This window comes from Methylotenera sp., from assembly GCF_030653755.1.
Taxonomy (GTDB): domain Bacteria; phylum Pseudomonadota; class Gammaproteobacteria; order Burkholderiales; family Methylophilaceae; genus Methylotenera.
In genome coordinates, this window is sequence record NZ_JAURYU010000020.1 from 16,410 (window position 1) to 41,418 (window position 25,009).

Sequence of the window (25,009 nt, forward strand, 5' to 3'; positions counted from 1 at the left end):
AGGAGCATAATTCATAGCGTGAACTCCTAACCTAACACCACTAATCTTCGCACTATGAATTGCGCTCCTACAAAACAGGACTCTTTAAGGGTTAGCTATCACTACTTAAAACCCCATTCTTTAAAAAGCTTTTAAGCCAAAATAAAGGCACAGCTAGTGCAATGTGGCTTGTTGCGGTGAAAGGTGAGTAACATGCGCATCAGCCACGTTAACAATTTGCGGGCTATACTCCTCAACCCAGCTTGATAACTCAAGTTTCATTTGAGCTTCATGCGTTCCATGCAAACCTTCAATCCATAACAATAAACTATTTACCCAGCTAACGTCAGCAGTTCTGGCTTGGGCAATTCGCAGTTTTTCATGTGGCGTTGGCATCGTATGTTCATCATCCGCCAGCAACTCTTCGTACAACTTCTCTCCAGGGCGCAACCCTACGTACTCAATTTTAATTTCATCTGTATTAAAACCAGACAACCTAATCATATCTGCAGCTAAGTCAGCAATTTTAACGGGCTCACCCATATCTAAGACAAATATCTCGCCACCTTTTCCCATCAAGCCAGCTTGCATCACCAACTGTGCCGCTTCTGGAATCGACATAAAATAGCGTGTAATTTCAGGGTGCGTAATCGTCACAGGGCCACCTTTAGCAATTTGTTCGCGAAATTTAGGAATCACACTACCGCTACTGCCCAATACATTACCAAAGCGTACAATCACAAAGCGAGTGCCTGTATCACTCTGCAACCCTTGACACACCATTTCTGCCAAACGCTTACTTGCGCCCATCACATTGGTTGGATTCACCGCTTTATCTGTAGAAATTAACACAAACTTACTTACACCATGACTTTTGCAAGCCTGCGCTAAAGTATGTGTCCCAATCACATTATTAGACAGCGCCTCCCAGACATTGCCATTCTCCATCATCGGCACATGCTTATAGGCCGCAGCATGAAACACTACAGATGGCTGATATTGCGTCAATATATGGTTAATACGCACTTTGTTTTTTACGTCACAAGTAAAATAGACTAGTTTAGTTTCTAACTTCAGTGCTGTTAACTCCTGCTCAAGCTGATAAAGAGAAAACTCTGAAATATCCAAACAAATCAAAGTATCAGGCCGATACTTAACAATCTGCCGACACAACTCAGAACCAATAGACCCACCAGCACCGCTTACAAGCACAGCCTGATGGTCTATCAGCATCTGCAAGCCAGAGCTATCAAGCTTCACAGCATCACGCCCTAGCAAATCTTCAACATCAACCTTACGGATTTGAGAAACGCTCACCTTACCGCTCATCAAGTCGTCAATGGCTGGTACAGTCATCACCTCCAACTCAAGCGAGTTTGCAAGCTCAATCGCTAATCGCCGCGTTTGGTGGTGCGCTGAGGGCATTGCCACAATCACATATTTAACATCTAAATGTTCACTTACAGAGGCTAGCGCTTGGATATTTCCTTTAACTTTTACACCAAATATTTCACGCCCCAACATTCTGGTATCGTCATCCAAAAGTGCAACAACACGCCATTGTGTGCTTCTAGCAAGGTCTTTAACAAGTGCAATAGCGGCCTCACCAGCACCAAGCACAATCACAGGCTCACCTTGCTTTAAGGTCAGACCATAAAGCAAATGCTCTTTCCATGCCCGATATGCAAAACGGCTACCACCCATAAACAATATTAACAACAAAGGATCAAGCACTAACACTGAGCGTGGAATCACTACATTTGTTTTGATCATAAAAAACAATGCACTTAACAACATTGCAGAAAAGCCAACCGCTAGAAAAATGCGCTTAAGATCAGAAACACTCGCAAAACGCCAAACACCACGATATAAACCGAAGCAGACAAACACAAGCCCTTGCAGCAAAACCACCCATCCTACAATAGCGAACATTTCTGCTTCAAAGTTAGGCGGAATTGAAAAATTAAAACGTAGCAAATACGCACCGACCCAAGCGATAGCCGCAACGATCACATCATGAAATAGCGCAAAAAATGTGCGTGGATTACTGATTGTTCTTTTCATTTACTTGCACTCTGCCTCACCAACCAACACATAAAAAATTCAATTCCCATCTTACATGCAAATCCAAACGGAAACCTTATTAAACATACTATCTCGATTTTACAAAAGTGTTCATCGACCACGAGTTAACCGAACCACCTCAGTTCGCGGTCAGTGACAGCTCCTGCACAAACCATTAGATCTATTACCTATATAAAATTTGCAAATATAAGAGCAGTCATTTCAACCAAATTGTCTGCTTTTTGTAGGAGTGGTCATCGACCACGAATTAACGAATCCACCTCAGCTCCCGGTCAGTGTCCGCTCCTACACACATCATTAAATCTATTACCTATATGAAATTTGCAAATATTAAGAGCAGTCATTTCAACCCCATTGTCTGCTTTTGTAGGGGTGGTCATCGACCACGAATTAACGAATCCACCTCAGTTCGCGGTCAGTGTCCGCTCCTACACACATCATTAAATCTATTATCTATATAAAATTTGCAAATATTAAGAGCAGTCATTTCAACCCCATTGTCTGCTTTTTGTAGGGGTGGTCATCGACCACGAATTAACGAATCCACCTCAGCTCTCGGTCAGTGACCGCTCCTGCACAAACCATTAGATCTATTACCTATATAAAATTTGCAAACATAAGAGCAGTCATTTCAACCACATTGTCTGCTTTTTGTAGGAGTGGTCATCGACCACGAATTAACGAAACTATATTAGTTCACTGTCAGTGAAAGCCCCTACATAACTATTTCAATATCATTCAAACAAAGAGAAATATCTATACAGAAGCAACCTAATGCCGAATACCATCTCTGCTTAACACTTTTACAAAAGTCAATACGATTATTTTCAGATCAAACCAAAAAGATTGCCGTTGCAAATACGCCACATCTAATGCTACTTTATCTGGAATCGGTAGCTCATCACGTCCATTAATTTGCGCCCATCCAGTCAGACCAGGTAGCAATTTATCAACCCCATTTTGAGTACGCAATTGAATTAAATCATCTTGATTAAATAACGCTGGGCGTGGCCCCACAAAACTCATATCACCTTTAATAATACTCAAAAGCTGCGGCAACTCATCCAAACTAGACTTTCTTAAAAAAGAACCAATCGGTGTTAAAAACTGATCAGGGTTCGCTAATAAATGTGTAGCCACCGCAGGCGTATCAACCCGCATAGACCTAAACTTAGGCATCTTAAAAATAACATTACTTCGCCCCACTCTATCAGACCAATATAAAGCTGGTCCTGTTGAGGTAACACGTACCATCAACCACACCACTAAAAATGGCAAAATTAAAAATAAAGCAGAAAATAATGCTAAAGATAAATCAAATAAACGTTTCATTAATCATCAATCAAAAAGCAACAGCACTAGCGAAAATAACAACGTAGCATCATTATTGGCTTGTAGTTAAATTACCAACTTAAACATTATATATATTCCACCTAGTCAGGTTAAGACAAATTCAGCGCAACAGCGTTGAGCCCTTCTGCAACTGTCACTGGCGGCTCCCATCCCAGCAATCTACGAGTATGCTCAATATCCACTTGCAAGTTCCCACACAGCCGCTGTGCAACCGCTTTTTTACCAACCAAAGCTGCGCCAACTTCAATCATTTTTTGTGGTACTGGTAATAGTCTTGGCTTTACACCTAACGCAACTGCGCATGCTTGTAACAACTCAGTGGTAGAAATATCATGGCCATCTGAAACTAAAAACACTCGGTTAACAGCAGCGGGATGATCAATACACTTAATCATTAAACTGACTAAATTACCTACATAAACAAGGCTACGTTTGTTATCAATAGCGCCAAAAGGTAATGGGATGCCGCGCTGGACTATACGCATCATGCTAGCAAAGTTAGCTTTAACACCAGCGCCATAAATCAACGGTGGGCGAATAATCACTACTTCCAAGCCTGTTTCTTTAGCCAGCGCCAACAAGCCCTGCTCTGCTTCATACTTTGATATACCGTAAGCGTCTTGTGGGCTAGGCGTATCTAAGGCTGTAAAAGGCTGGCCGAGTTGCGTCTGCTCACCATTCACTTTGATAGAACTCACAAAAATAAAACGTTTAACACCTGTTTTAACCGCCTGCCTAGCTAAATTAAGTGTGCCTTGCACATTCACTTGACGAAACTCGGTCAGAGGGTCCGCTTCAAACTCATGCATCACATGCACGCGCGCGGCTAAATGAATAACGACATCAACACCAGTCAGCGCATGCTGCCAATTGGTGTTTGCATTAATGTCGCCAACGGAAACAACATCTGCTTGTTGTGAGTTTGCACTGATTCTACGCACAGCCGAACAAACCTGATGGTTTGTATTCTGAATGGCACCAATCAAAGAGCCCCCTACAAAACCAGTAGCACCTGTTATTAGTAATTTCATTTTTTTACAAATAACATCATGAAAAATGCCAGCGCAATACGATCACGCAAACGTCTACGGAGTTTACTAACATTAAAGATTAACCAAACTCTATCTAACAATGACAATCGCTTAATTTTTTGTATAGGAGGCATATTTGTATAACCCAATATCTCAGCAATTATTAGAGCTTGTTCAAACAACCAACCCTCACGTAACTTTTTAAAGCGCTGTATTTTAGCTTTAATGCCAACATTTGCCCCTACTACATTGACTGCGTGCTGGCGATAGAGCATATGCGACTCATGGTCTATTAACCACTTAAACCCACGAGACCTAGCAAATGCATAAATAAACCAATCATGCAGAGCTACTTGTTGGCATTGCGTTTGGTTTTCTATTAAAAAAGCTTGTATTTCTAATCCAAGTTTTCGGGTTAATACAAATGTACAGCCTGGGCCCGCTGATTCAAACATGTAATCCCACTGTTGTTGTGGTTGTGCTTTATTGATTAACCTTTGTTGACCATTTGGCCAAAAAGCAGTGACGTTACTGGAATAAGCATCTATATTGTTTTCTTGGATTTTATTGATAGCATGAGGTAACTTATCGGCTTGCCATATATCATCTTGGTCTGATAACGCAATATAATCAAACGCATCTAAATCGGCATCTCGAATTAATCTGAAAAAATTTGCGGACGCACTGCCAAACCTCTCACCATCAGTTAAAAAGACCACTTTAGTATTTTTTAATGCAATATCTTGAACTATTTTTTTTGTAATATCACTAGACAAATCTACACTAACAACCAGCGTTATATTCACATTTTTTTGAGATAAAATTGACTCAGTCTGCGCTTTTATCCATTGACTACCGTTATAAGCTGCCATCGTAACTACTACAGAATACATAAATTAACTTTCTCCAGAAGTTAAGCGCCAGTTTTTATTATATTTTCGCCATAGTAAAAATGATAACGGAAACACAATTAATGCTTCTACACTCACCATCACCAGAACCACTTCATTTACTGAAAAGTGCTTTGCTGTATAAATTGCCCCTGGCAAAATAAGTAACGCCCCGACTAACGAAACCCAAGCCAAAGGCTCACGTTTAAAAGAGCGTAAGTGGGAAGATAAAACGCTACAAATATGATAAAAAAGAATAAATACTAACAAACCAACAAAAGGCCAAAAAGGTAGAACCCTACCATAGTATGAGGTATTTGAAACCCAGTAATGCACGCTCAACACGCTAAATGCTCCTGCAAAAAAAACCATCAACGAATAGCTAAAATCTTTTCGAAATAACTGATCAAATACTCGCCACTCTTTCCTAGCCACGGCTTGAGATAAAATGGGAACTCTATGAGCAATCCAAGATTGGGCAACTATACTTATCATGTTAGCAATCGTAAGTGACAAACCCATTTGCCCAGCAACAACTGGATCTTGATAGTAAAATAAAATAGGCGTGGCTAATTGAGACATTAGAAAAACACTAATCCAATTTAAACCTACGCGCCATTGCAGCGGGAGAACGTCATGTCTCCAATTAAAACTCGCATCAATATTACTGCTAACAAGCCCTCTTAGCAGATAGATACGGTTTCTTAAAAGCCAAGTAACTGTTACCAAAACTCCACAAAGAGGCATCACTATAGTAGCCCATAACCAACCGCCAAGTGACAATACCACCCAACACCCAATCGCGCCTAAAACTCCCTGAAATAATTTTACTTTATAAACTTCGGCAATTTCACCGCTTCCTTCCACTACTGCCAAAAATGGCAAAGTAAGCATATTTATAGCGGTAAAAACTACTAAAAAACACCAAGGTAATATCCATATTACTTGTACGCCTTGAGTAGTTTTATGATTAAAAACGTTAAACCCTACAACAAAAGATATCAATAAAAAAACTAGTGAAAAAAATGCATAAACTTTCACTGCTTGAGAAAAAAATGATCTGAAAACTGCACTAACATCACCTGTAACACGCCCTTTAGATAACCAGCGAAGTTTAACAAACATATGTGCAGTTACTTGAATCAATGCTGTAGTTAACCCCATTTCAAACACTGAATACAATGCAGCTATACTTAAAAAAGTGTAGTACCACCCTTGCTGCTCCTGTGTCAGTGTAAGCCCTATAACAAGTACAGTTAAAAGGCCTGCAAAACCCTGCCATAGTCTTTGAATTACAACAAACGACAAACCATTTTTTAACATAAGGGTATTTACTTGGGTATAGATGAGATTAAAAAAACTACCAAATCAGAACTTTGCACCCACTGCAAAGTAAGTCTAGCCTTAATAAAATTAGAAGCTGTAGTAGGTCAGCCATTAATTCTTAGTAAAAACTGACTATAAATCAGTCCAGTTTTTCAGTATTGTAAGTTACCATTATTACGGCTCAAAGGTGTCTAGTTAACTAGAGCGATTCAGTTTACACTAAAAATACGTGTCTACAATCTGTATAAGACTGACTTTGAAAGCTTGCTTTCTCCGACAGGCCTTACAATCTAATCAGTCATCAGACTGGCAGATGATTGTTAGTCAACTAGTGTGGCCAATGTTGAATTAAGTGCTTACATTTAGTCAGTTGGTCTTTAAATTGAATGTTGTTTGCATTGAGTAGCTGCTTATGCTTTCCGTCAACAGAAAAAACTGTTAATTTTTCCCCAAAAACCTGACTTAGCTCTCTTTTTGTCCATTTTTTCTTCACTCTTCTGTTGCTTGGTAACAACCTTAATGCTGATAGAAATCGATTAAACTTATAATATAGTGCTTCTTTACTGAACCACTGTTGAGTTGTTAATCTAGCTTTGCTGCTAATTAAAAACACTGGCCCATCATAAGAATCGTGAACTTTGTAATTCATCAGTGCACTTTCAAAAGCTCGCGCTACATCAATTGCTGCTTTAATCGTTTGATTATTGTTGGTGTCTATTTCCCAATCTCCATTTGTTACTCTGCGATTGATTCGAGCAATCAGACCTGTTTCTAGTAGTTGATCACCGTTTTTATTAAAGCGCGGAGGCGGTGGGTCAATTAAAAGTAATGGTAAAACTTCAGCACCTCTGTTGCGGAGCTTTCTTGCCATTTCAATTGCGATATAACCACCTGCACAAAGACCACCAATAAAATACGGTCCTGTTGATTGCAGCTTGATAATGGCATCGACATAGTCACTAGCCATATCGTTGATCGTTAAATTTGGCGCAGTTAATCCATCAAGCCCTCTGGCTTGTAGTGTGTAAAATGGTTGATTGTTTCCTAAAATATCAGTGAAATTTTTACCTACATGTGCTTGTCCACGCCTGCCATGCACGAGAAATAAAGCTGGGGCAGTTCCTTTAACTTGAATTGGTAGCAATATAGGCATTCCAGCATAGTTGTTTTTTCTTATCAGCCGAATTTGTACTGCAATAGCCTCAACAGTTGAGTTCTCATGTATGTCATTAATCTCACAACCAAATTCATTGCGAAACATTAACTGTAGATCAACCAAATTAAGCGAGTCTCCACCCATCAGAAAAAAGTCATCAAATCTACCGATAGGTTCGAATTGTAATACTGCTGAAAAAATAGCTGCAACGCGTTGCTCTACTTCATCAATTGGTTCCCTATAGTCTGGACGGTATTTATTTTCTTGATAATCTAAGTTTTTTAATGCTTGTCTATCTACCTTACCAGATGATGTCCGAGGTAATATTTCAAAAAAAACATAACCGCTAGGAAGCATAAAGGTTGGAATTAATTTAAATAATTGTTTACGAAGTGTTGTTAGATCGATGACCTTTCCATGTGTAATGCTAATAAAAGCAAGCAGTTCTTGCGCTTCCTTTTCTGCATTAGCATTGCTTATAACTACCGCTTCATTAACACCATCACAACTTAGTAGTGCTGCCTCGATTTCACTTAGATCAATAGAGTGACCTCGTAGCTTTACCCGTGATCCTTCACGCCCAATATAATGTAAATTACCCAGTTGATCTATTTTTCCTAAATCTGAACTTTTATATTGACGCCAGTTAGGGTTGATTTGACTAACAGAAAAGGTTGAATCATTTAGATCAGGCTGGTTTAAATACCCAGGACAAATAAATTGACTGTGGATATTAATAAGGCCAACTTCGTTAATAGGTGCAATTTGTCCATCGGATAGAATAATTTCAACTTTCACCTCATCTGGACACTTCCCTACAGGAAGTATGTGCATATTTAAACTATTATTTAAATCAATTTTATGATGAGCGATAAAACAAATTTCTGTTGCGGCAAGCCTATTGAAAATATTACTTTCAGTTGGGATATGTGGAGTTAGATTAGTTATGTCTTCTAGGTATAGCGCTTCTCCAGCTAAGTCTACAGTTCTTATATATGGAAAAAAACTGTCTGGCAACAGGGTGCGAATTAACTCCCTCAGTACAGTAGGTGCGGTATGTAGTAAGGTGACTCTATTGTCATTAAGCCATACACTTAAGCCAGATAAACCATTTTTTCGAGTGTCATATGAACACAAAGTTGCTCCTGATAACAGTGCACCATAAATGTCCATATTTGACGCGCTAACATTATAGTTATATAACCATGACACTCGATCATTAGGGTTGATGCTGAGCTTTGCGATGTAAGTATCTATATAAAAAAGAAGGTTAGAATGATTTTGACAAACACCTTTAGGCTTACCAGTCGAGCCTGATGTGTAGAGGGTGTAGATTAGTTGATCTGGTTTTGGTAGATAAGATACTTGCGTGACTGGTGTGCCTATAGGTAGCTTGTCACAGTTAATTATGTGTGTAGCATTTGGGAATAAACGTTTGGCCGTTTCTATATCTGCATCTTCAACGATAATCGCAAAAGCGCCAGAGTCTTTAAACGTTAACGACAATCTTTCATCAGCATCATCTGGATCAAGTGGCACATATGCATGCATAGATCCAGTAACACCAATCATTGCAACAACTGATTTATAACGATCTTTTAAAAATAGGGCTATAAGTCCAGGTTGAGTATATTCCAACTGACTTATATATGAACGGACAGCAATCGCCTTTAAATGTAATTCTGAATATGAATATTCAGAATTACTATCTTTAAAAGCGCTTAACGTTGGTTGGCGAGCAACAACTGATTCAAAACGCTCAAATACTGTCGCAGTTTTCACAGTGAACTAGATTGCTTATTGCTTGATTATGATTTTTTGCTGACGAGATGATTAATTTGGCTAGCCAATACCGCAGCGCCAAAGCCATTGCCAATATTCACCACACCTAATGTTGCACAACTGTTTAGCATTGCTAGTAATGGCACAAATCCATCTAGATGGGAGCCGTAGCCAATAGCCGTAGGGACACCAATTAAAGGTTTGTCAATCAATCCGCCAAGTACACTTGCAAGAGCGCCTTCCATGCCTGCAACAACAATCACTACATTTGATTTTGCAATTTCATCTATATGGTTCATTAGGCGATGCAAACCGGCCACACCAACATCATATACTTTAGTCGTATGGTTTCCCATAGCACGTGCTGTTACATAAGCCTCTTCTGCAACAGGAATGTCAGCGCTTCCTGCCGTGACAATAGTGATATGACCAATCTGGTCTTTAGGTTGACCTACTTCGATTACTCTAGCAAGTTCATGGTAAACCACATCAAAACCTTTTAAAGCAGCTTCCACACGCAAATATAGCTCATGTGTGGCACGCGTACCAAGTACACGACCATTGATTTTTGCAAGTTCAATAATAATTTGGGTCGCATGCTCAATATGCTTACCCTCGCAAAACACAACTTCTGGATAGCCTTTTCTTAAACTTCTGTGGTGATCAATTTTAGCAAAGTCTAAATCCTGAATATAGCAATTTTTAGATTGTTCTATGGCCTCGTTGACATCAAGCTTACCCTCTTTAACTAGTGCAAAAAGTTGTTCTAATGATCTTACTTTTGGGCTTTTATCCATTTAATTACCTCATTTAAGTTTGAAACATAACTCACTGTAGAATGATAGATATACATTGAAATATCATCACCAATGACAAATATTTTTGGAGTTCCAGTCATAATTGCTGAGTTGATTGCAACGCCAAATTCAACAAAAGCACTTCTTGATCTTGAATCAGTTACCAGTATAAAACAGTCAGAAGAGGTTATCGCATCGATATTTTCGTGCGTGTGCTTATTAACTAGGTTTCTGTTTAAAGCGTAGGGACGTACTGATGGATTTACCGTCCAGTCATAAATGTTATGTCCGAGCTCAGTGAGCACGCTTTTGTATTCATTAAATAAGTCTTTGGCTTCAAATGAAGTGGCAATAAATATATTCATTTAGGAATTTCTTAGTCTAGTAGAGTGCCACTTTTTTGTTAATTATTTACTTATGATAGCATCGCTTTGGAGTAACAAGTAGTCATAATGTGAATCGCCACTAGTTTACTAGACTCCAAACCGCAACTCTATCAAATGGATCACTGAGTATTTGCAACTTAAAAACTATTTAACTAGAATCGATGATGCTACTGGGCACAACAAACTCAGTCTACATCTATAATTTCACTAAATTATTAACTTTTAACACTTCATCAAAAAATTATTTCGGATCGCAAAAATGACAAAAGTAGTTTATATCGCTGGAACTGTTCATTCTGGCACCACTTTACTCGGAATGTGCCTTGCAAGCACAGCCGTTGCAATACATTTTGGTGAAGTATTTAACATTTTGGATAAAAAACTTGAGCGCAACCTGAAGCAGTATTGTACTACTGGCGTACTTGCAAAAGACTGTGATTTTTGGGCTCCAACACTTAAGAAGCTAGATTCTCTAGGAGAAAATTGTAGTACCCAAGACAAATACCACGTTTTTTTAACCTCTGTAGAAGAACACTTTGGGAGTGAGGTTACAATAATAGACAGCTCAAAAGACCCTAAGCATATTCAAACGCTAGTTGATGTAGTAGGAGCAGACAATCTTACAATTATTCACCTTACAAAAGACGTAAGATCATACGCTGAGTCTATGGAGCAAAAGCGAAAGCGCTCAATAAATTGGAAAAAAACTAAAATGTTTTTCTTTGGGTTTGGTTTAGAAGAACACTTCATTAAATGGTATAAAGTAAATAAGCGTATTGAAAAAGCAATTGAGCTATCAGGCGTCAAAAAAACAATAATATTGACCTACGAGTTTTTATGCTTAAGAAGTCATGAGGTAGCAAATCTTATCAACTCAGCGCATGGCGAACTCATTATCGATTTAGATAAATCTCCACGCAGGTCTAGAGACTATACAATCACTGGCAACAGAATGAGAGAAAATCCAAAAAAATTAGCAGCGATTAACTATGATTTTAGATGGTTTGAATCAACTAGATGGATTAGACCTTTTTTATTATTTCCCAAAATTAGAAGATATAACGAATCAATCTATAGAAAGCTGTCATCTGGTGATATTTTTAAAAACTAGTCTCAATTCATCAGAGTTAATTCTATGTTACAGAAAAATAGTAGCTTTAAGGTAAAATACAGACGAATCAAAATTATAAAGTTATCTAAAATCAAGCCTTGATACCATAAATCATCAACAAAAATACATCATGCGAAACGATATTATAAAAATATTCATAGGATACGACCCCGTCGAGAGTGTTGCATGGCATACATTAACTCACTCAATCTTAAGGCAGTCTAGCAAACCAGTTGCGATAGTGCCAATCAATTTAGCTAACCTAAACGATATCTACTCAAGAACTAGAGATGCTAAACAGTCGAATGAATTTTCATTTACACGTTTTTTGGTTCCTTATCTAAGCGACTATAATGGATTTTCTATTTTTCTTGACTGCGATATGCTACTCAGAACTGACATCAACCAGATATTTGACGTAATTAACAGTGATCCAGGAAAAGCCATTTATGTAGTAAAACATGACTACACTCCTAAGAACTCGATAAAATACCTAAACAATATTCAGTATGCATATCCACGTAAAAATTGGTCATCTGTTGTGCTTTGGAACTGTGCTCACCCAAGCAATAAAATGATTACTCCTGATTACGTAAATACAGCTGACGCAATTTCATTACATAGATTTACCTGGCTTAAGGATGAAGAGATAGGTAGCTTGGATGTTAATTGGAATTGGCTTGTTGGCGAGTATGAGAATCCCAACAAAGATGTTAAAAACATCCATTGGACAGTCGGCGGCCCATATTTCAAAGAGTTCGATACTGCAGACTTTTCAAGGGAATGGTTTGAAGAGTATTCAAGAATGACATTTTGTAAGCAAAAGTAACTTTCTGACATATAAACCTTCTTAACCATGTATATTTACAAAAAAATTTCACACTTAAAATCAGACTCAATCAGACGTATCAACACTACGGTCTGCCCTTTAATTTTAAATCAGCGCTATAAAAATGTGATTATTAACAGCGATGCTCTAAAACACGTAGCCATTTTTCCAAAACTTAATATTGCTTTTAATAGAATCAAAAAGAATGCAAACTCTACTAGTATGGTATCTCTCGCATACTTAGATAGAGGCCTCATGCAAAATGAAAAGGATGCAAAAAGACACTCTCTACATTTACAAAAAATGCCTTTGAAGGAATGGCTAAAAATGAGTGGTTATCATTTTTCAGTAGTGATTAGAAATCCCTATACGAGAGTACTTTCAGCTTTTATTAACAAATTTTCAAAAAGTAGCTACTTAGAAAAATACGGACCGTTTGAAATTTCAGCCAATGGATTTAAGAAGTTTCTATACTGGCTTCAAGACGGTGGTCTTGGGGCAGATCCACACTGGGATTTACAAAAAAAGTTAATGTTATTACCATTGGCCTACTACGACCATGTAATTAAGTTTGAAAACTATGCTGCCGAATTCATCGAATTATTGAATAAAAATAGTCTGGATCTTTCGCAAGAAGAACTTAAAAGTTTGAACATTTACTCTGGTCCTACAATTGGTTCAAACTCAAAACTCGATTTTTTCTATGATGATGAATCAAGGGAGTTAGTTCTAAAAATGTATATAGATGATTTTATTTGGCTTGGTTATACAAAAGAGTTTCCAAATTAATGTTAAGTAGTTTTTTTAAATAAATATTATTCGGTCAAATTATGAATCGTAGCACCACACCTTACTTTACTGAACTAAGAGAAATGATTGCTAATCAAGGTGGTTTGTTCAATGCACACCTCCACTTAGACAGATCAGGGACTTTCCATGAAACGCTTAAGCTCATCAAAAACAATCAATCAGAAGCATCTCATCTTTCGTTATCTAGAAAACATTCTATTATTCCGACAATACACTCTAGTGAGTGTTATGAAACAGATAATCTGATAGAAAGAGTGAGTCAATACCTAGACATGATGATCAATGTTGGCACAAGTAGAGCAGATACTGTTGTAGACGTTACTAATGACAACATTAAGTTACGAGGACTTAATGCGCTAACAAGCGTTAAAAATAAATATAAGGATAAAATTGATTTTAGACTAGGTGCATACTCGCCCCTTGGTTTCCGTGAAGATGAGCCAGAGAGCTGGAAACTGATTGAAGAGGCTGCAACCTATGCTGACTTTATTGGGTCATTACCTGAACGTGACGACATCAAAATGTATCCTGACCATATAGGCTTTGATGAAAGCTGTAAGAGATCAATCCTACTGTCTATTAAATTAAAAAAACCTCTCCATATACATTTAGACCAGCAAAATCATCATTATGAGAATGGAACAGAAAGATTTCTCGAAACTGCTCTATCCCTAGAAATTCCTGTAAACAGACTAAAAGAACCCTACATATGGCTTGTGCATGTAATATCTCCCTCAACATATGAGGAGGACAGGTTTCAAAAAATTATAGATCAGCTTGCAAAGCTCAATATTGGTGTTATTTGCTGCCCTTCCGCGGCAATTAGCATGCGTCAAATACGGACGCTCAATTCACCAACTTACAATTCTATCGCTAGGATTTTAGACATGTTAGCGGCTGGAATTTGGGTTAGAGTCGGATCTGATAATATATGTGATATCACATCACCTGCAGGTACGATAGATTTAGTTGATGAACTATTTGTATTATGCAATGCAATCCGTTATTACGATCTCAATATCATCTCAAAATTAGGCTCAGGTTCTAAGATTAATGAACATGAACGTTTAGGCTTGATAGAACATCTAGCTAAAGATAAGCAAGAGTGTTTAGAAGTTAGTAAAAAATACATATCAAACGAATAACTTAACATCAAAGCGTTAAACATCATGAAAAATATTGCTATCGCAGCAGATAACCCAGAGCTTTACTCACAAACTTTCGTTCGTAGACATATTAACGAATTATTTAGTGGAAGAACTGTAGTTGTACTTACGAAAAATCGTACTTTATCAAACATTAGAAAGCCTATTTTTATATATGCAAAACCCAAAGGTTTTTTTAATAAGATTAAAAAGATAGTCTCAAATTTAAGTATATTTATAAAAAACAAGCCCTCACTGGAAGATCAATTTGCAGAGTTTCTAATTGCAAATAAGGTGAATTTTCTAATTGCCGAATTTGGTTACGTTGGCCTGAAAGTTTACAATTCAATCTCTCACTTAAATATTCCAATGTATTGTTATTTTAGGGGATCTGATGCCTCTCAGAGACTAAACGATAAAAAGTATATCAAAAACCTACAATCGATGATGCCAAAGATTTCAGGCATTGTCGCTGTTTCACAAAGCCTAATAAACAATCTTAAACAAAACGGAATTCACCATCCAGTCACTCACGTTATACCTAGTGGTGTCGATACTCATCAATTTCAACCTTCCATAAAAGATGACTCTCTTTTAGTTGCAGTAGGCAGATTTGTAGAAAAAAAAGCACCAGATATCACCATCAAAGCATTTGCGGCTACAATCAAGAAATTTCCTAATGCTAGGCTTGAAATGATTGGCGATGGGCCTATGCTGCCTTACTGCAAAACATTAGCCCAAGAACTAGGTATTGCTGCTAGCATTATATTTCATGGATCAAAAGAGCATGCTTTTGTAAAAAATACTTTAGCAAAATCAAGTATATTCTTACAACACTCTATAACAGCGCCTAACGGCGACATTGAGGGCTTGCCAACTGCCATACAGGAAGCAATGGCTTCAGGAGCCGTTGTGATATCAACAAATCATTCAGGTATTCCTGAGCATATTATAAATAACTTTAACGGTTTGACAGTAGAGGAAGGTGATCTTAGTAACTATATTGAGGCGATTAATAAAGTTTTTGAGGATGCCGATTTCAGAAACACTTTAGCTATAAATGCAAGAAATTATGCAGAAAAACATCTGGATTATAGGGTGAATTACGAGAAATTAGAGCAGCTAATTACAAATGAAATAAACAAAGCTTAATCATCATAAAGATAATTTGAAAAATCTAAAAAGCTATTTTGTATGTTCGCTCTGCGTATCATATAGCTTTGAGGAAAAGTATTTTCCTGACCAGAAAAACAATTAACCAATGCTCTAATAATTTCTACAGTAGTTATATACCCTTTTGACAATTCTTTATCATAAGAAACTCTACAAGTATCTCTTGGATAAACAGCTGCCAAAACACCGAAATTATCTTGAATAACAAGTTTATCGTTATTCTTTTGGTTATAAAGCTTCGAAGATATCTGAACACCTGAATCACCGAGAATCAAAATAACTGCAGATTGATCTTTTTCAAGAATTGCTTCTTTAATCCTAATAAGATTATCTGCTGCTCTTTGAGCAGCAGTAAGATAATGCTTCCTAAACGCCTTAACCCCATTTTGATTGCTATCTAAAGTTATATTTGAGGGCGCATGTATTGGAGGCTTTAGATGAGCAATAAGTAATTGAGGCTTGAAATTAACAGACTGATTTTGGATGTTTGATATTAGAAAATTAGAAGAAGATTCTGATTTTCGATTGCTAAAAATCTCATGATTCCTGATAAAGCAAGCCCCAAAAAACATCATATTTCTAACGTACTCAGGATAATAGTCACTCTTACAGAGGGTAAACTCTTTATTCACTAAATAGTTATCAACATGCAATCCACCTGGTCTGCCAAACTTATAGTCATCAGCAACAGTTGTAACTGCATAACCATTACTCTGAAAAATTGTAACCAATGGACTTCTTTTTAATCCGGAAAAAGCATACCCCCGTTCCTTTGGAATAATTTTCTTGTATACACTGTCTGTCAAAGAGAAAAGAGAGGCATATGCGTTACGAGTTGGATATGCATCCGAAAATGTGTTTTTAAAAATACTGAAATCATTATCTTTAAGCGCCTCCTCAAAAGGAGAGCTGGAAATATTGATAGTTTTCTTCAAGACAGAAGATGGTGAAGCCGCTAAGAATCCAATAATATAAACATTTGGTTTTTGATTAAACTTAATTTCTTTTAAATCTGAGTAAAAACTATCTATTTCAATTTCAGAATTGATATTATTTAACTGAGAGTTGGTCCGTGGACTAGTAAAGTTAAAAATTACAATTGATGAAATTGCCAATAGGCAAAAACAAAGTAGTCTTTTATTATTAAGGACAACAATAAGCAAAATGAGAAATGCTAAAGCAATTGCTATTGTTCTAAAGAGTAAATATTCTCTATGAAAAATCAAGAAAATTGCATAACAGGACACGGTGAGTATTATCGTTAGATAAATATAATTGACATAATACCTGTTAAAGCGTCTTATTACGCAGTGATAAAGGGCTATGGATATTAATGAAACTAATATTGTATATCCATAGAAAATTAAGTTGTCATAAGTATGGTTTATAGAAAATGTTGTTCGCCAGTAAAATGAGAGCCAAAGAATATTAAAAAAAAGAATTACTAGTGTTGCAGCATGTTTCATATTATCTAAACTATACTCATTTGAACTGGATTAAAGATAAGCCTGTAATTTTTTTAGAATTTTGTCTGGATTGTCTCCACCTTTTAACTTGTGAACGAATTTAGATAAATTAAAACCAAAAGATCCAGCAGAAATACTTCTGTGCAATTCTTTTCTTCTTTCATCAACTAAGCTTATCCCTAGAAATTCCTCCAACTTTTGAAAGTCAGTGTCATCGTTCATAAATCTCGAGTAATCCAACACCAGATAATCATTTTTAGTTTCAGACAAATAATTGAGAATATACTGATTATGCAGACACCAACTATGGAAAAAATATCTAATGGTTAGGACTTTCTTTCTAATTGAGCGTGCATTGTTCCAATAATGCACCCAAACCTCTTTAGGAGAGCGAAATACAACCAGTACCTTATGAGAGGGAGCTACATCACTCCAATCATCATATGTAAAACAAGTCCTTGGATCCTTAAACCCCCAGTTCAAGTGGGTGGTATTTATTTCATTCACCAAGTTTTTCATTTTGATTTTTGATTCTTTACTCACGGAGTTAGAAAGTGGTCTAATCATTAGACTAAACAAACTACTACTACCAAGTAATTCATTGTTGATCTTCTTGGTGAAATATCTTTCAGCTTTATTTCCATCATCATATGAAATGCCATGCTGATAATCCTCTACCATATTTATACCAGAATGGTGTAGTACGTTAGATATCAGTGTAGTGCCTGACTTATGCATACCCAAAACAATAACTATCAAAAAAATCTCCGAATACTACTCAAGTCAGATGAGTTTAAAGTTTATATAAAATGACTATTCGCTTGAAATAAAGAACAAAAACAATCCTATCAAATTAAATTCAACACCCCTGCTAACTCAGGCTCAGTTGTTGAAATACGATAGTGTTTATTTAACGATCTTAATATGGCTAAGTCAGCTTCAACATGTGGTGTCAAATCAGTATTTTTGGGTAATTTCTTCATACTGATGACCTCATGCTTAATCTGCTGTAAGTTTCTATTATTCAAGCCAATGCCGACAATAATATATTCAGCGGAGTTCCCATATTCAACTATTGCTACAAGAAGAGAAATTATGCCTGTTGACGGTCTATATTTGCCTTTAACTTCTGTATGTGTATCTAAAAAGTTATAAATTAAAAAATTTAGAAAATCTTTAAATTGAATATGTACGGATTGAGCGAAAAATTTTTTTGTTAAAATGGGATAACGTAGGTAAGCAAGAGATGTTATTAGCCCTACGATTTGCTCTGGACGGATAATTTCTATTTGTGCCTGAAAACCTTGCTCTCTAAGATTTTGACTAACTTCAAATGATAAATTGGATTCATTAGACTCTCCAATTAGAATCAATTTATCTGGTTTTGATTTTGCAACTGAATCCCATTTTTTTCTATAGACATCATCTAAACTTTGAAAAAAACTTTTGCTCAAAACTCTAGTGCTCGCTACTACATTAACACAATTATAAACTGGGAGAGCATCAGCATAAAAGCCGATTGCTCCATTCGCAAAATAGGCGGCATCACCATCTATGAATCTAGCACTAGGCTTTGTACCCGCAATTATAATGCGCTTCATCAATACCTTTCAAATCACATTGAAATCAAATTCATTTGAAAATAGGACTTAAGCTCGTTTCTTTTACCTAGCTCGTACAGAATAGCATGCTCTTTAAATCTAGCATCAGGCTGCATTATTGCATGCTTGACAACTGTATCTAACTGTTCCGCAGCTTCACGGTCCCTAATATTCTTTTCAGAAAAAGAACAAATAACTTTTGTTGCTAAATTAGCGTTGTGTTGATTATTTACATTCGATAATAAACTTGCCATAGCATCATGTTCAGATAAGCGATCACAACCACAAACCAGCACACCGTTCCATTTATTTTTGAGTGCCGCATACAAAGCCATTAAGCCTCCAGAGCTTGTACCTAATGCCACTACTTTTTCATATCTACTTTCCTGTAAAAAAGCAGAAATCCAATCAGAAACAGCATCTGGTGAGCTACCGATTTCTGGAATGCCATATTTATAGTGATTACGTCCTGCGTCCCTTAGTAAAATTAAATCTACTAATGAAGGCGAAAAACAATTCAGAATTTGATATGTGGGGGTAGTCAATCGCATTGCCCTACCCGAGAATCCAATAATTAATACTTTCTTTTCTTGTTCATGACTATTATCAGTAAATAGATCGACATATGAAGACAATTGCACCCTTTTCCATAACCAAGGATCTTCAGCATAACGTATGGAATTATCAAACGCTCTTTGCATTAAATGACGCTTATAAGCGATTTGTACCAGCGAGCCTATAGATTGATATTTTTGACATGCTTCTAATATGCGTGTTGTATAAGAAGGTGATGACTCAAGAAAGCTTAGCACCTCAGCTGGTGTTGAAATATTTTCAATTGCATACCGATAAGCTTCAAAGTCAAAAATGGATTCACATTGATATAAAACCTGAGATGAAATTTCTTCATTGCTAGCTATTTTTTCTGTTACAGAATCCATCAAGAGTGTTTTCAAAAGTGTTTTCTTGAAATGATTAGAGTTAAAATCATTTTGTCTAATCATTTCATAGATTTGATTTACATTCTTGATATCTAAACCTAATTGAATCAATACTTCAGCCATTTTTCTGACACTACTAAAACACTTAGTCTGTTCTTCAGTTATTTTCAACTTAAAAACATCCTGAGTTCTTAAAATTATTCTCAAACTTGATAAAGAATCACCACCAACTTCTGAAAACTTATCATTGACACTTAACTCTTTTAAATCTAACTCTTCCATCCAAATGAGTAGCAGAATACTTTCCAAAGCATTCTCAGGCAAAGTCATCTCTCGCTCACCCTCAGCCAACTGGATGCATAACTGTGCGATTTCCTGACGTTTAACCTTACCAACTGGACATCTGGGTAAATCGTGTAAAAATATGAATCTCGTAGGTATCTTAAATTCGGATAAAAACAATGAAGCAAATTTTTTTATTGACTCAGCGTCTTCTGTGCATCCAGAGCGCAAAACTAATCCTACGCCAATTTCCTCACCAAGAGTTTTATGAGGCAGACTAAAAGACGCTGCCTGTGTAATGTCTGGATGTTTTAATAACACCTCATCTATTTCTTTAGGTGAGACTTTCTCCCCCCCACGGTTAATCATTTCTTTAACGCGACCAGTTATAAATAAATCACCGTCATTATCAAAAAAACCGACATCCCCCGTGTAGAACCAACCATTACGAAAAGCCTCTTTATTAGCCAACTCGTCTCCGACATATCCAAAAAATATGTTCTCCCCTCTAACTGCAATAAGGCCTTCACCATGGTCCATTTTCAAACCAGAATAGTCATGTATCTGAACCTCAGGCCCATACGCTTTACCTACAGTGTTGAATTTGTCAGATTTAGTCTCGAAATCAGTTGATGTTATTAAAGGAGCAGCTTCAGTCATACCAAATGTTCTAATAACTGTCACGCTAAACAATTGTTCAATCTCTTTTAGAGATTGTTCATGAAGCGCAGCAGCAACACTTCGAATGAACCTTAAAGAGGAGTCAATGGCTTTGTAATTAATTTTTCTAGCAAAAAAACATAACTCACGTAGCGTTGTAGGCACTCCTTGAAACCAGGTCGGTCTATATTTACTTTCAAGCAAAAAGAAATTTTCCACATTAAAACTTCCTGCAGAAATCACCTTACTTCCTACTAAAAGAGGTGCTAACAACAGATCGACTACGCCACCGATATGAAACTGTTCCCACATACTTAAGCAGCAATCTTGTGTTGTCAACTTCAAGGACTTAGCAACATGGTATGCTGAACTGCATAGGTTAAGATGAGATAATGGGACCATCTTTGACCTGCCAGTTGAGCCAGAGGTTAGCATTAACAAGGCAATATCATGAGGCTTAGGAGGTATCAAACACATCTTAGATATTTCGGATAGTGCCCCAATCCGAGGGGGATAAGTTAATACTTTAATCTCCATTGAGTGTGCAACTTTTACCGCTAGGCTAGCATGGTCTTTGACCAACAAGAACTGAGTTTCACTCTGTTCGAAATATGCACGATATTCCTCTTCCGTATAGTTCGGATTAAAAGGAACAGCAGTAGCCACAGAGCAAATAGCGAGAAGGCTGACTGACATTTCGGGGCTATTTGGCATAACCAGTGCCACTCGTTTATTGACAGCCTGACTTACTCCATTAACAAGTAAATAAGCAATCAAGTCTTGCACTTCTAATAGCAGTTGATTGTATGTTAATAAAGGTGAATTGATCAAGTACAAAGCCACTTGATCACGATATAACTGACTCCCCAAATATATGATTGAATATATATTTGATGTGAAGTTTTCAGATAAATTGTTAGATAAATTTTTCATAAAATCAAAGCATTCGCTTCCCTTAACGCTGTAAAATATCTAGGATTACAGTATCTTCAGAAACGTTAAGTTGCCTTTCCCTTTCTAACCAACGAGCCAGATTGCGTTTAGGTCGCCTGTTATTACAAACACTACCTTTATTAACCTTCTCAGTTATGTCTTGAATAGATTTAGACCAATAATGATTTATTCTAAAAACCGAGTAACTTAATGTCGTTCCTTTTCCTTTAGTTTTAGGAGCAATTCTATTTTCATCGACTAATTCGCCAGCCCATAAGCTTTTGGGCATGTGTATGTTGTATTCTCTGACAAGACGTGGATTAACAATTGACTTACCGTCTAGAGCCCAGCCGCTAACGTAATTTACCATACTGGCATCTTTACCATGATCAAAGGTATCATTAATTGCTGCATTAAAATCCATACAGCACTTATATGAGTCAATAACACGACCTTTTGGACGATCAGTATGCCCCGACGACCCGAAGAGTACCCAATAAACAAAAATAGCAGGAACATCGGTATAAGCTCTTAACACGGATTTAAAGTCTTTTGTAACAGGAGAGAACAGAAACTCATCAAGGTCAATAAATGCAATCCATCTAGCTTTCATGCGGAGCTCCTTAATGCACTTGTTATATGCTAGCTTCTGTCCACCTCCCTGCCAATTTACCAATTTCACTAATTTACGATCAATCCATGGTTCCAGAACTGTTTGAAAATCATCATCACTATGATCGTTTAGCAAATAGAAATGATCCACACCAATTTCATGATGAAAACTTAACCACTCATCTAGATATAAAGCTTCATTTTTAAAAATCGCACAGACTACCAACTCATATTCAAATTCAACCTGACGATTGCGATAAAGCGCAAATAGCCTCTCAACCACAAATTTAAAACGTTCTATTGCAACGGATAAAGATTTCACTTTTAAAACCTAATATAGAAAATGTAGCGACGAAATTAAAAAACCAATTCCTGCGAGTTCAATTTACTGGAGAGTGACTTTTAATTAAGCACTTTGGTTATAACATCATCAAAAAGCATTGTTATCATACAAGTGCTGTTAAATAGCCCCCTCAGAAATACCCATCGAGTACAATTTAGCATAATGCCCATTAGATTTAATCAAATCTGAATGTTGACCAGTTTCAACAATCTCCCCATCCTTCATCACTACTATCAAATCAGCACGCTCAATTGTACTAAGTCTATGAGCTATTATCAGAGTTGTCCGACTTGACGTAACATTTTCAACTGCCTGCTGAATTAACTTTTCAGACTCGTTATCAAGGGACGAGGTCGCCTCGTCAAGAATCAATATAGGAGCATTTTTTAACAAAGCCCTAGCAATAGATAATCGTTGCCGCTGTCCGCCAGACAATAAAACTCCGTTGGTTCCAATTTGTGTCTCAAGACCGTCTGCCAACTTATCGATAAACTCATTTGCATTCGAAAGTGATGCCGCCTTTAAAATCTCATCCTTAGTTGCGCCAGTCGGATTACTGTAAGCAATATTGTTATAAATGGTATCGTTAAAAAGAATAACTTCCTGTGTGACTAAAGCAATATTTTTACGTAAGGACTCTAAGGTGAAATCATTAATATCAACTTCATCAATTAAAACTTTCCCCTTTGTATATCGGTAGAATCTAGGAATCAAATTAGCCAATGTAGATTTACCACTGCCTGAATGACCTACCAGCGCAACAGTTTCACCAGGATTTATTGTAAAACTAACATTCTTCAATGCTTCTTTATTTGCGTTAGGATACGTAAAAGATAAATTTCTAAATTCGATTTTACCAGTAAGTGTTGATGGAGAAATATTTCCATCATTATTTTCTATTGGTTGATCTAAGAAATCAAAAATATTCTCAGCCCCTGTAATTCCCCTTTGGATAATTACACTTAATTCTGACAATTGCCTGATAGGTTTGGGCAATAAGCATACCGCGGTAACGTAGGCAACTAAATCACCAGGGGAAGAGTTACCTCGAAAATAAAGGACCAAAAACATGATAACAGCAAGTGCCACATAGGTAACCAATTGAATAACTGGGGTAAAAGACGCACCCATTTTATTCATTTTAAGATTTCTCTTAAAGCTTGCTTTATTTACATCATCAAACCTTTTAATTTCATAATCTTCACGACAAAAACCTCTAACAATCCGATTGGAAGTAACAACTTCAGATACCACATGTGTGATATCCCCCATTGCGTCTAGCATTTCCTTACTAAGTCGCCTAAATTTACGATTAACTCGCTTTGTAAGTAAGCCGATAATTGGTAGAGTAACAAGAATTACAAGTGTTAACTTCCAATTCATCCAAATCAAATAACCTAATAATGCAATTACCGTCAATCCTTCCCTAAAAAGAATTTTGAGAGACTCGGTAGCTGCACCAGTGACTGAGTTTACATTATGTGTAACTCGTGATATTAAAAAACCAGTTTTATGCTGATCAAAATACTCTATTGGCAATGCAATAAGATGAGTAAATATTTTTTTTCTCAGGTTATATATCACAATAAGTGATACTTGAGACATAAAATAGTTACCCAAAAAAGCACCCACACCTTGCATGAGCGCTATAAAAACTATGAGTAATGGAAATCCGTAAAGCACAGGGATATTAAAAAATTTGTCACTTGCTGGAGAAATCAAACCATCGACAAAGTATTTAAACACCCATGCTAATGCAGGTTGCCCAGCAGCATAGACTATAAAGCCGAAAACACTAATTGCGAACAACTTCCAGTAAGCTTTAACCTCTCCTAACAGACGAGCATAAGTTAGAACACTTGATATAAGCATATTATTTTTCTCTTTGTCGCCCATAAACACTCTCTAATTAGTATAAAATCTATTAAATATTTGATTTGTATTTTAACCTGAGTAGCTATTTTATTAAAAATATTGAGTTTTATTTATGAAAAAAATAATCAACATTTGTATATGTATATGCACTCGAGACAGACCGAACCTGCTGACTAAAGCCTTAACCTCCATCGTAAAGCAAGATATCCCAAATTACTGGAATATCAACATTATAGTGTCAGATAACTCGACAAAGACGGTCAATAAAAACAGTGAATCATTTACATTAAATATAATTAATGAAGGGTCTTAGGAAGCAAAGCACTAATTAAAGTGTGATAACTTCCTGAAATGGTTAATAAAAATAGATACTACAGCCGTTCTAAAATCACAGAGGCTAAATTCAGGCAGCTTGTGCGCTGTTTTGCCCTGGATTTTACTGC

19 protein-coding genes and 1 pseudogene are annotated in these 25,009 nt (G+C 36.8%); 6 read left to right on the forward strand and 14 right to left on the reverse strand.

What is annotated here, in order from left to right; all coding sequences use genetic code 11:
- Window positions 1-153: 153 nt before the first annotated feature.
- The 8 genes from Q7U33_RS03895 to Q7U33_RS03930 form a co-directional block, all read right to left on the reverse strand.
- On the reverse strand, window positions 154-2,043 hold the full coding sequence (locus tag Q7U33_RS03895; RefSeq protein ID WP_304858285.1) for a nucleoside-diphosphate sugar epimerase/dehydratase: 1,890 nt from the start codon (window positions 2,041-2,043) through the stop codon (window positions 154-156).
- A 792-nt stretch (window positions 2,044-2,835) separates the two neighbouring features.
- Window positions 2,836-3,396, reverse strand: a complete 561-nt coding sequence (locus Q7U33_RS03900) for a sugar transferase (RefSeq protein WP_304858286.1) — start codon at window positions 3,394-3,396, stop codon at window positions 2,836-2,838.
- Window positions 3,397-3,506: 110 nt separating this feature from the next.
- Window positions 3,507-4,448, reverse strand: coding sequence for an SDR family oxidoreductase (locus tag Q7U33_RS03905; protein ID WP_304858287.1), 942 nt, complete (start codon window positions 4,446-4,448; stop codon window positions 3,507-3,509).
- Window positions 4,445-5,341 carry a glycosyltransferase gene (locus Q7U33_RS03910; RefSeq protein WP_304858288.1) on the reverse strand — a complete coding sequence of 299 codons (897 nt, stop codon included), beginning with the start codon at window positions 5,339-5,341 and terminating at the stop codon, window positions 4,445-4,447. Before Q7U33_RS03910 ends, Q7U33_RS03905 begins: the two co-directional genes overlap by 4 nt.
- A gap of 3 nt (window positions 5,342-5,344) precedes the next feature.
- A complete protein-coding gene (locus Q7U33_RS03915) occupies window positions 5,345-6,661 on the reverse strand; it encodes a hypothetical protein (RefSeq protein ID WP_304858289.1) in 1,317 nt (438 codons plus the stop codon).
- 331 nt (window positions 6,662-6,992) lie between these two features.
- A complete protein-coding gene (locus Q7U33_RS03920) occupies window positions 6,993-9,602 on the reverse strand; it encodes an AMP-binding protein (RefSeq protein WP_304858290.1) in 2,610 nt (869 codons plus the stop codon).
- Window positions 9,603-9,628: 26 nt separating this feature from the next.
- Window positions 9,629-10,399 (reverse strand): nickel pincer cofactor biosynthesis protein LarB, encoded by a 771-nt coding sequence (gene larB, locus Q7U33_RS03925; RefSeq protein ID WP_304858291.1) that lies wholly within the window; start codon window positions 10,397-10,399, stop codon window positions 9,629-9,631.
- Entirely contained in the window at window positions 10,378-10,764 is a 387-nt protein-coding gene (locus Q7U33_RS03930) for a hypothetical protein (RefSeq protein ID WP_304858292.1), read from the reverse strand. The genes larB and Q7U33_RS03930 overlap by 22 nt, the downstream gene beginning before the upstream one ends.
- A gap of 280 nt (window positions 10,765-11,044) precedes the next feature.
- On the opposite strand from Q7U33_RS03930, the gene Q7U33_RS03935 reads away from it, so the two are divergent.
- The 5 genes from Q7U33_RS03935 to Q7U33_RS03955 all read left to right on the forward strand — a co-directional run bounded on the left by Q7U33_RS03935 (window position 11,045) and on the right by Q7U33_RS03955 (window position 15,832).
- Window positions 11,045-11,896, forward strand: a complete 852-nt coding sequence (locus Q7U33_RS03935) for a hypothetical protein (RefSeq protein WP_304858293.1) — start codon at window positions 11,045-11,047, stop codon at window positions 11,894-11,896.
- Window positions 11,897-12,026: 130 nt separating this feature from the next.
- Complete coding sequence (locus Q7U33_RS03940) at window positions 12,027-12,725, forward strand: glycosyltransferase (protein ID WP_304858294.1); 699 nt, start codon at window positions 12,027-12,029, stop codon at window positions 12,723-12,725.
- 27 nt (window positions 12,726-12,752) lie between these two features.
- Window positions 12,753-13,514, forward strand: a complete 762-nt coding sequence (locus Q7U33_RS03945; RefSeq protein ID WP_304858295.1) for a sulfotransferase family 2 domain-containing protein — start codon at window positions 12,753-12,755, stop codon at window positions 13,512-13,514.
- A 41-nt stretch (window positions 13,515-13,555) separates the two neighbouring features.
- Complete coding sequence (locus tag Q7U33_RS03950) at window positions 13,556-14,680, forward strand: hypothetical protein (RefSeq protein ID WP_304858296.1); 1,125 nt, start codon at window positions 13,556-13,558, stop codon at window positions 14,678-14,680.
- A gap of 24 nt (window positions 14,681-14,704) precedes the next feature.
- Window positions 14,705-15,832, forward strand: coding sequence for a glycosyltransferase family 4 protein (locus Q7U33_RS03955; protein WP_304858297.1), 1,128 nt, complete (start codon window positions 14,705-14,707; stop codon window positions 15,830-15,832).
- On the opposite strand, the gene Q7U33_RS03960 is transcribed toward Q7U33_RS03955, so the two are convergent.
- The 6 genes from Q7U33_RS03960 to msbA form a co-directional block, all read right to left on the reverse strand.
- Complete coding sequence (locus tag Q7U33_RS03960) at window positions 15,829-17,079, reverse strand: hypothetical protein (protein ID WP_304858298.1); 1,251 nt, start codon at window positions 17,077-17,079, stop codon at window positions 15,829-15,831. The two genes, Q7U33_RS03955 and Q7U33_RS03960, sit on opposite strands and share 4 nt — an antisense overlap.
- 270 nt (window positions 17,080-17,349) lie before the next feature.
- Window positions 17,350-18,078: a sulfotransferase domain-containing protein gene (locus Q7U33_RS03965; protein WP_304858299.1), complete on the reverse strand. Its 729-nt coding sequence runs from the start codon at window positions 18,076-18,078 to the stop codon at window positions 17,350-17,352.
- An 89-nt stretch (window positions 18,079-18,167) separates the two neighbouring features.
- Window positions 18,168-18,920, reverse strand: coding sequence for a hypothetical protein (locus Q7U33_RS03970; protein WP_304858300.1), 753 nt, complete (start codon window positions 18,918-18,920; stop codon window positions 18,168-18,170).
- Window positions 18,921-18,934: 14 nt separating this feature from the next.
- Window positions 18,935-21,736, reverse strand: a complete 2,802-nt coding sequence (locus Q7U33_RS03975; protein ID WP_304858301.1) for a non-ribosomal peptide synthetase — start codon at window positions 21,734-21,736, stop codon at window positions 18,935-18,937.
- Window positions 21,737-21,758: 22 nt separating this feature from the next.
- Window positions 21,759-22,670 carry a glycosyltransferase family 92 protein gene (locus Q7U33_RS03980; protein WP_304858302.1) on the reverse strand — a complete coding sequence of 304 codons (912 nt, stop codon included), beginning with the start codon at window positions 22,668-22,670 and terminating at the stop codon, window positions 21,759-21,761.
- 138 nt (window positions 22,671-22,808) lie between these two features.
- A complete protein-coding gene (gene msbA / locus Q7U33_RS03985) occupies window positions 22,809-24,587 on the reverse strand; it encodes a lipid A export permease/ATP-binding protein MsbA (RefSeq protein ID WP_304858303.1) in 1,779 nt (592 codons plus the stop codon).
- Between the two features lie 330 nt (window positions 24,588-24,917).
- On the opposite strand from msbA, the pseudogene Q7U33_RS03990 reads away from it, so the two are divergent.
- Window positions 24,918-25,009, forward strand: a pseudogene (locus Q7U33_RS03990) (IS1595 family transposase); the annotation flags it as partial.

Bases quoted from the DNA above. Each gene is read 5' to 3' on its own strand.
- Q7U33_RS03895 (WP_304858285.1), bottom strand. From the start codon at position 2,043: ATGAAAAGAACAATCAGTAATCCACGCACATTTTTTGCGCTATTTCAT.
- Q7U33_RS03900 (WP_304858286.1), bottom strand. From the start codon at position 3,396: ATGAAACGTTTATTTGATTTATCTTTAGCATTATTTTCTGCTTTATTT.
- Q7U33_RS03905 (WP_304858287.1), bottom strand. From the start codon at position 4,448: ATGAAATTACTAATAACAGGTGCTACTGGTTTTGTAGGGGGCTCTTTG.
- Q7U33_RS03910 (WP_304858288.1), bottom strand. From the start codon at position 5,341: ATGTATTCTGTAGTAGTTACGATGGCAGCTTATAACGGTAGTCAATGG.
- Q7U33_RS03915 (WP_304858289.1), bottom strand. From the start codon at position 6,661: ATGTTAAAAAATGGTTTGTCGTTTGTTGTAATTCAAAGACTATGGCAG.
- larB (WP_304858291.1), bottom strand. From the start codon at position 10,399: ATGGATAAAAGCCCAAAAGTAAGATCATTAGAACAACTTTTTGCACTA.
- Q7U33_RS03930 (WP_304858292.1), bottom strand. From the start codon at position 10,764: ATGAATATATTTATTGCCACTTCATTTGAAGCCAAAGACTTATTTAAT.
- Q7U33_RS03935 (WP_304858293.1), top strand. From the start codon at position 11,045: ATGACAAAAGTAGTTTATATCGCTGGAACTGTTCATTCTGGCACCACT.
- Q7U33_RS03940 (WP_304858294.1), top strand. From the start codon at position 12,027: ATGCGAAACGATATTATAAAAATATTCATAGGATACGACCCCGTCGAG.
- Q7U33_RS03945 (WP_304858295.1), top strand. From the start codon at position 12,753: ATGTATATTTACAAAAAAATTTCACACTTAAAATCAGACTCAATCAGA.
- Q7U33_RS03950 (WP_304858296.1), top strand. From the start codon at position 13,556: ATGAATCGTAGCACCACACCTTACTTTACTGAACTAAGAGAAATGATT.
- Q7U33_RS03955 (WP_304858297.1), top strand. From the start codon at position 14,705: ATGAAAAATATTGCTATCGCAGCAGATAACCCAGAGCTTTACTCACAA.
- Q7U33_RS03970 (WP_304858300.1), bottom strand. From the start codon at position 18,920: ATGAAGCGCATTATAATTGCGGGTACAAAGCCTAGTGCTAGATTCATA.
- Q7U33_RS03975 (WP_304858301.1), bottom strand. From the start codon at position 21,736: ATGAAAAATTTATCTAACAATTTATCTGAAAACTTCACATCAAATATA.
- msbA (WP_304858303.1), bottom strand. From the start codon at position 24,587: ATGGGCGACAAAGAGAAAAATAATATGCTTATATCAAGTGTTCTAACT.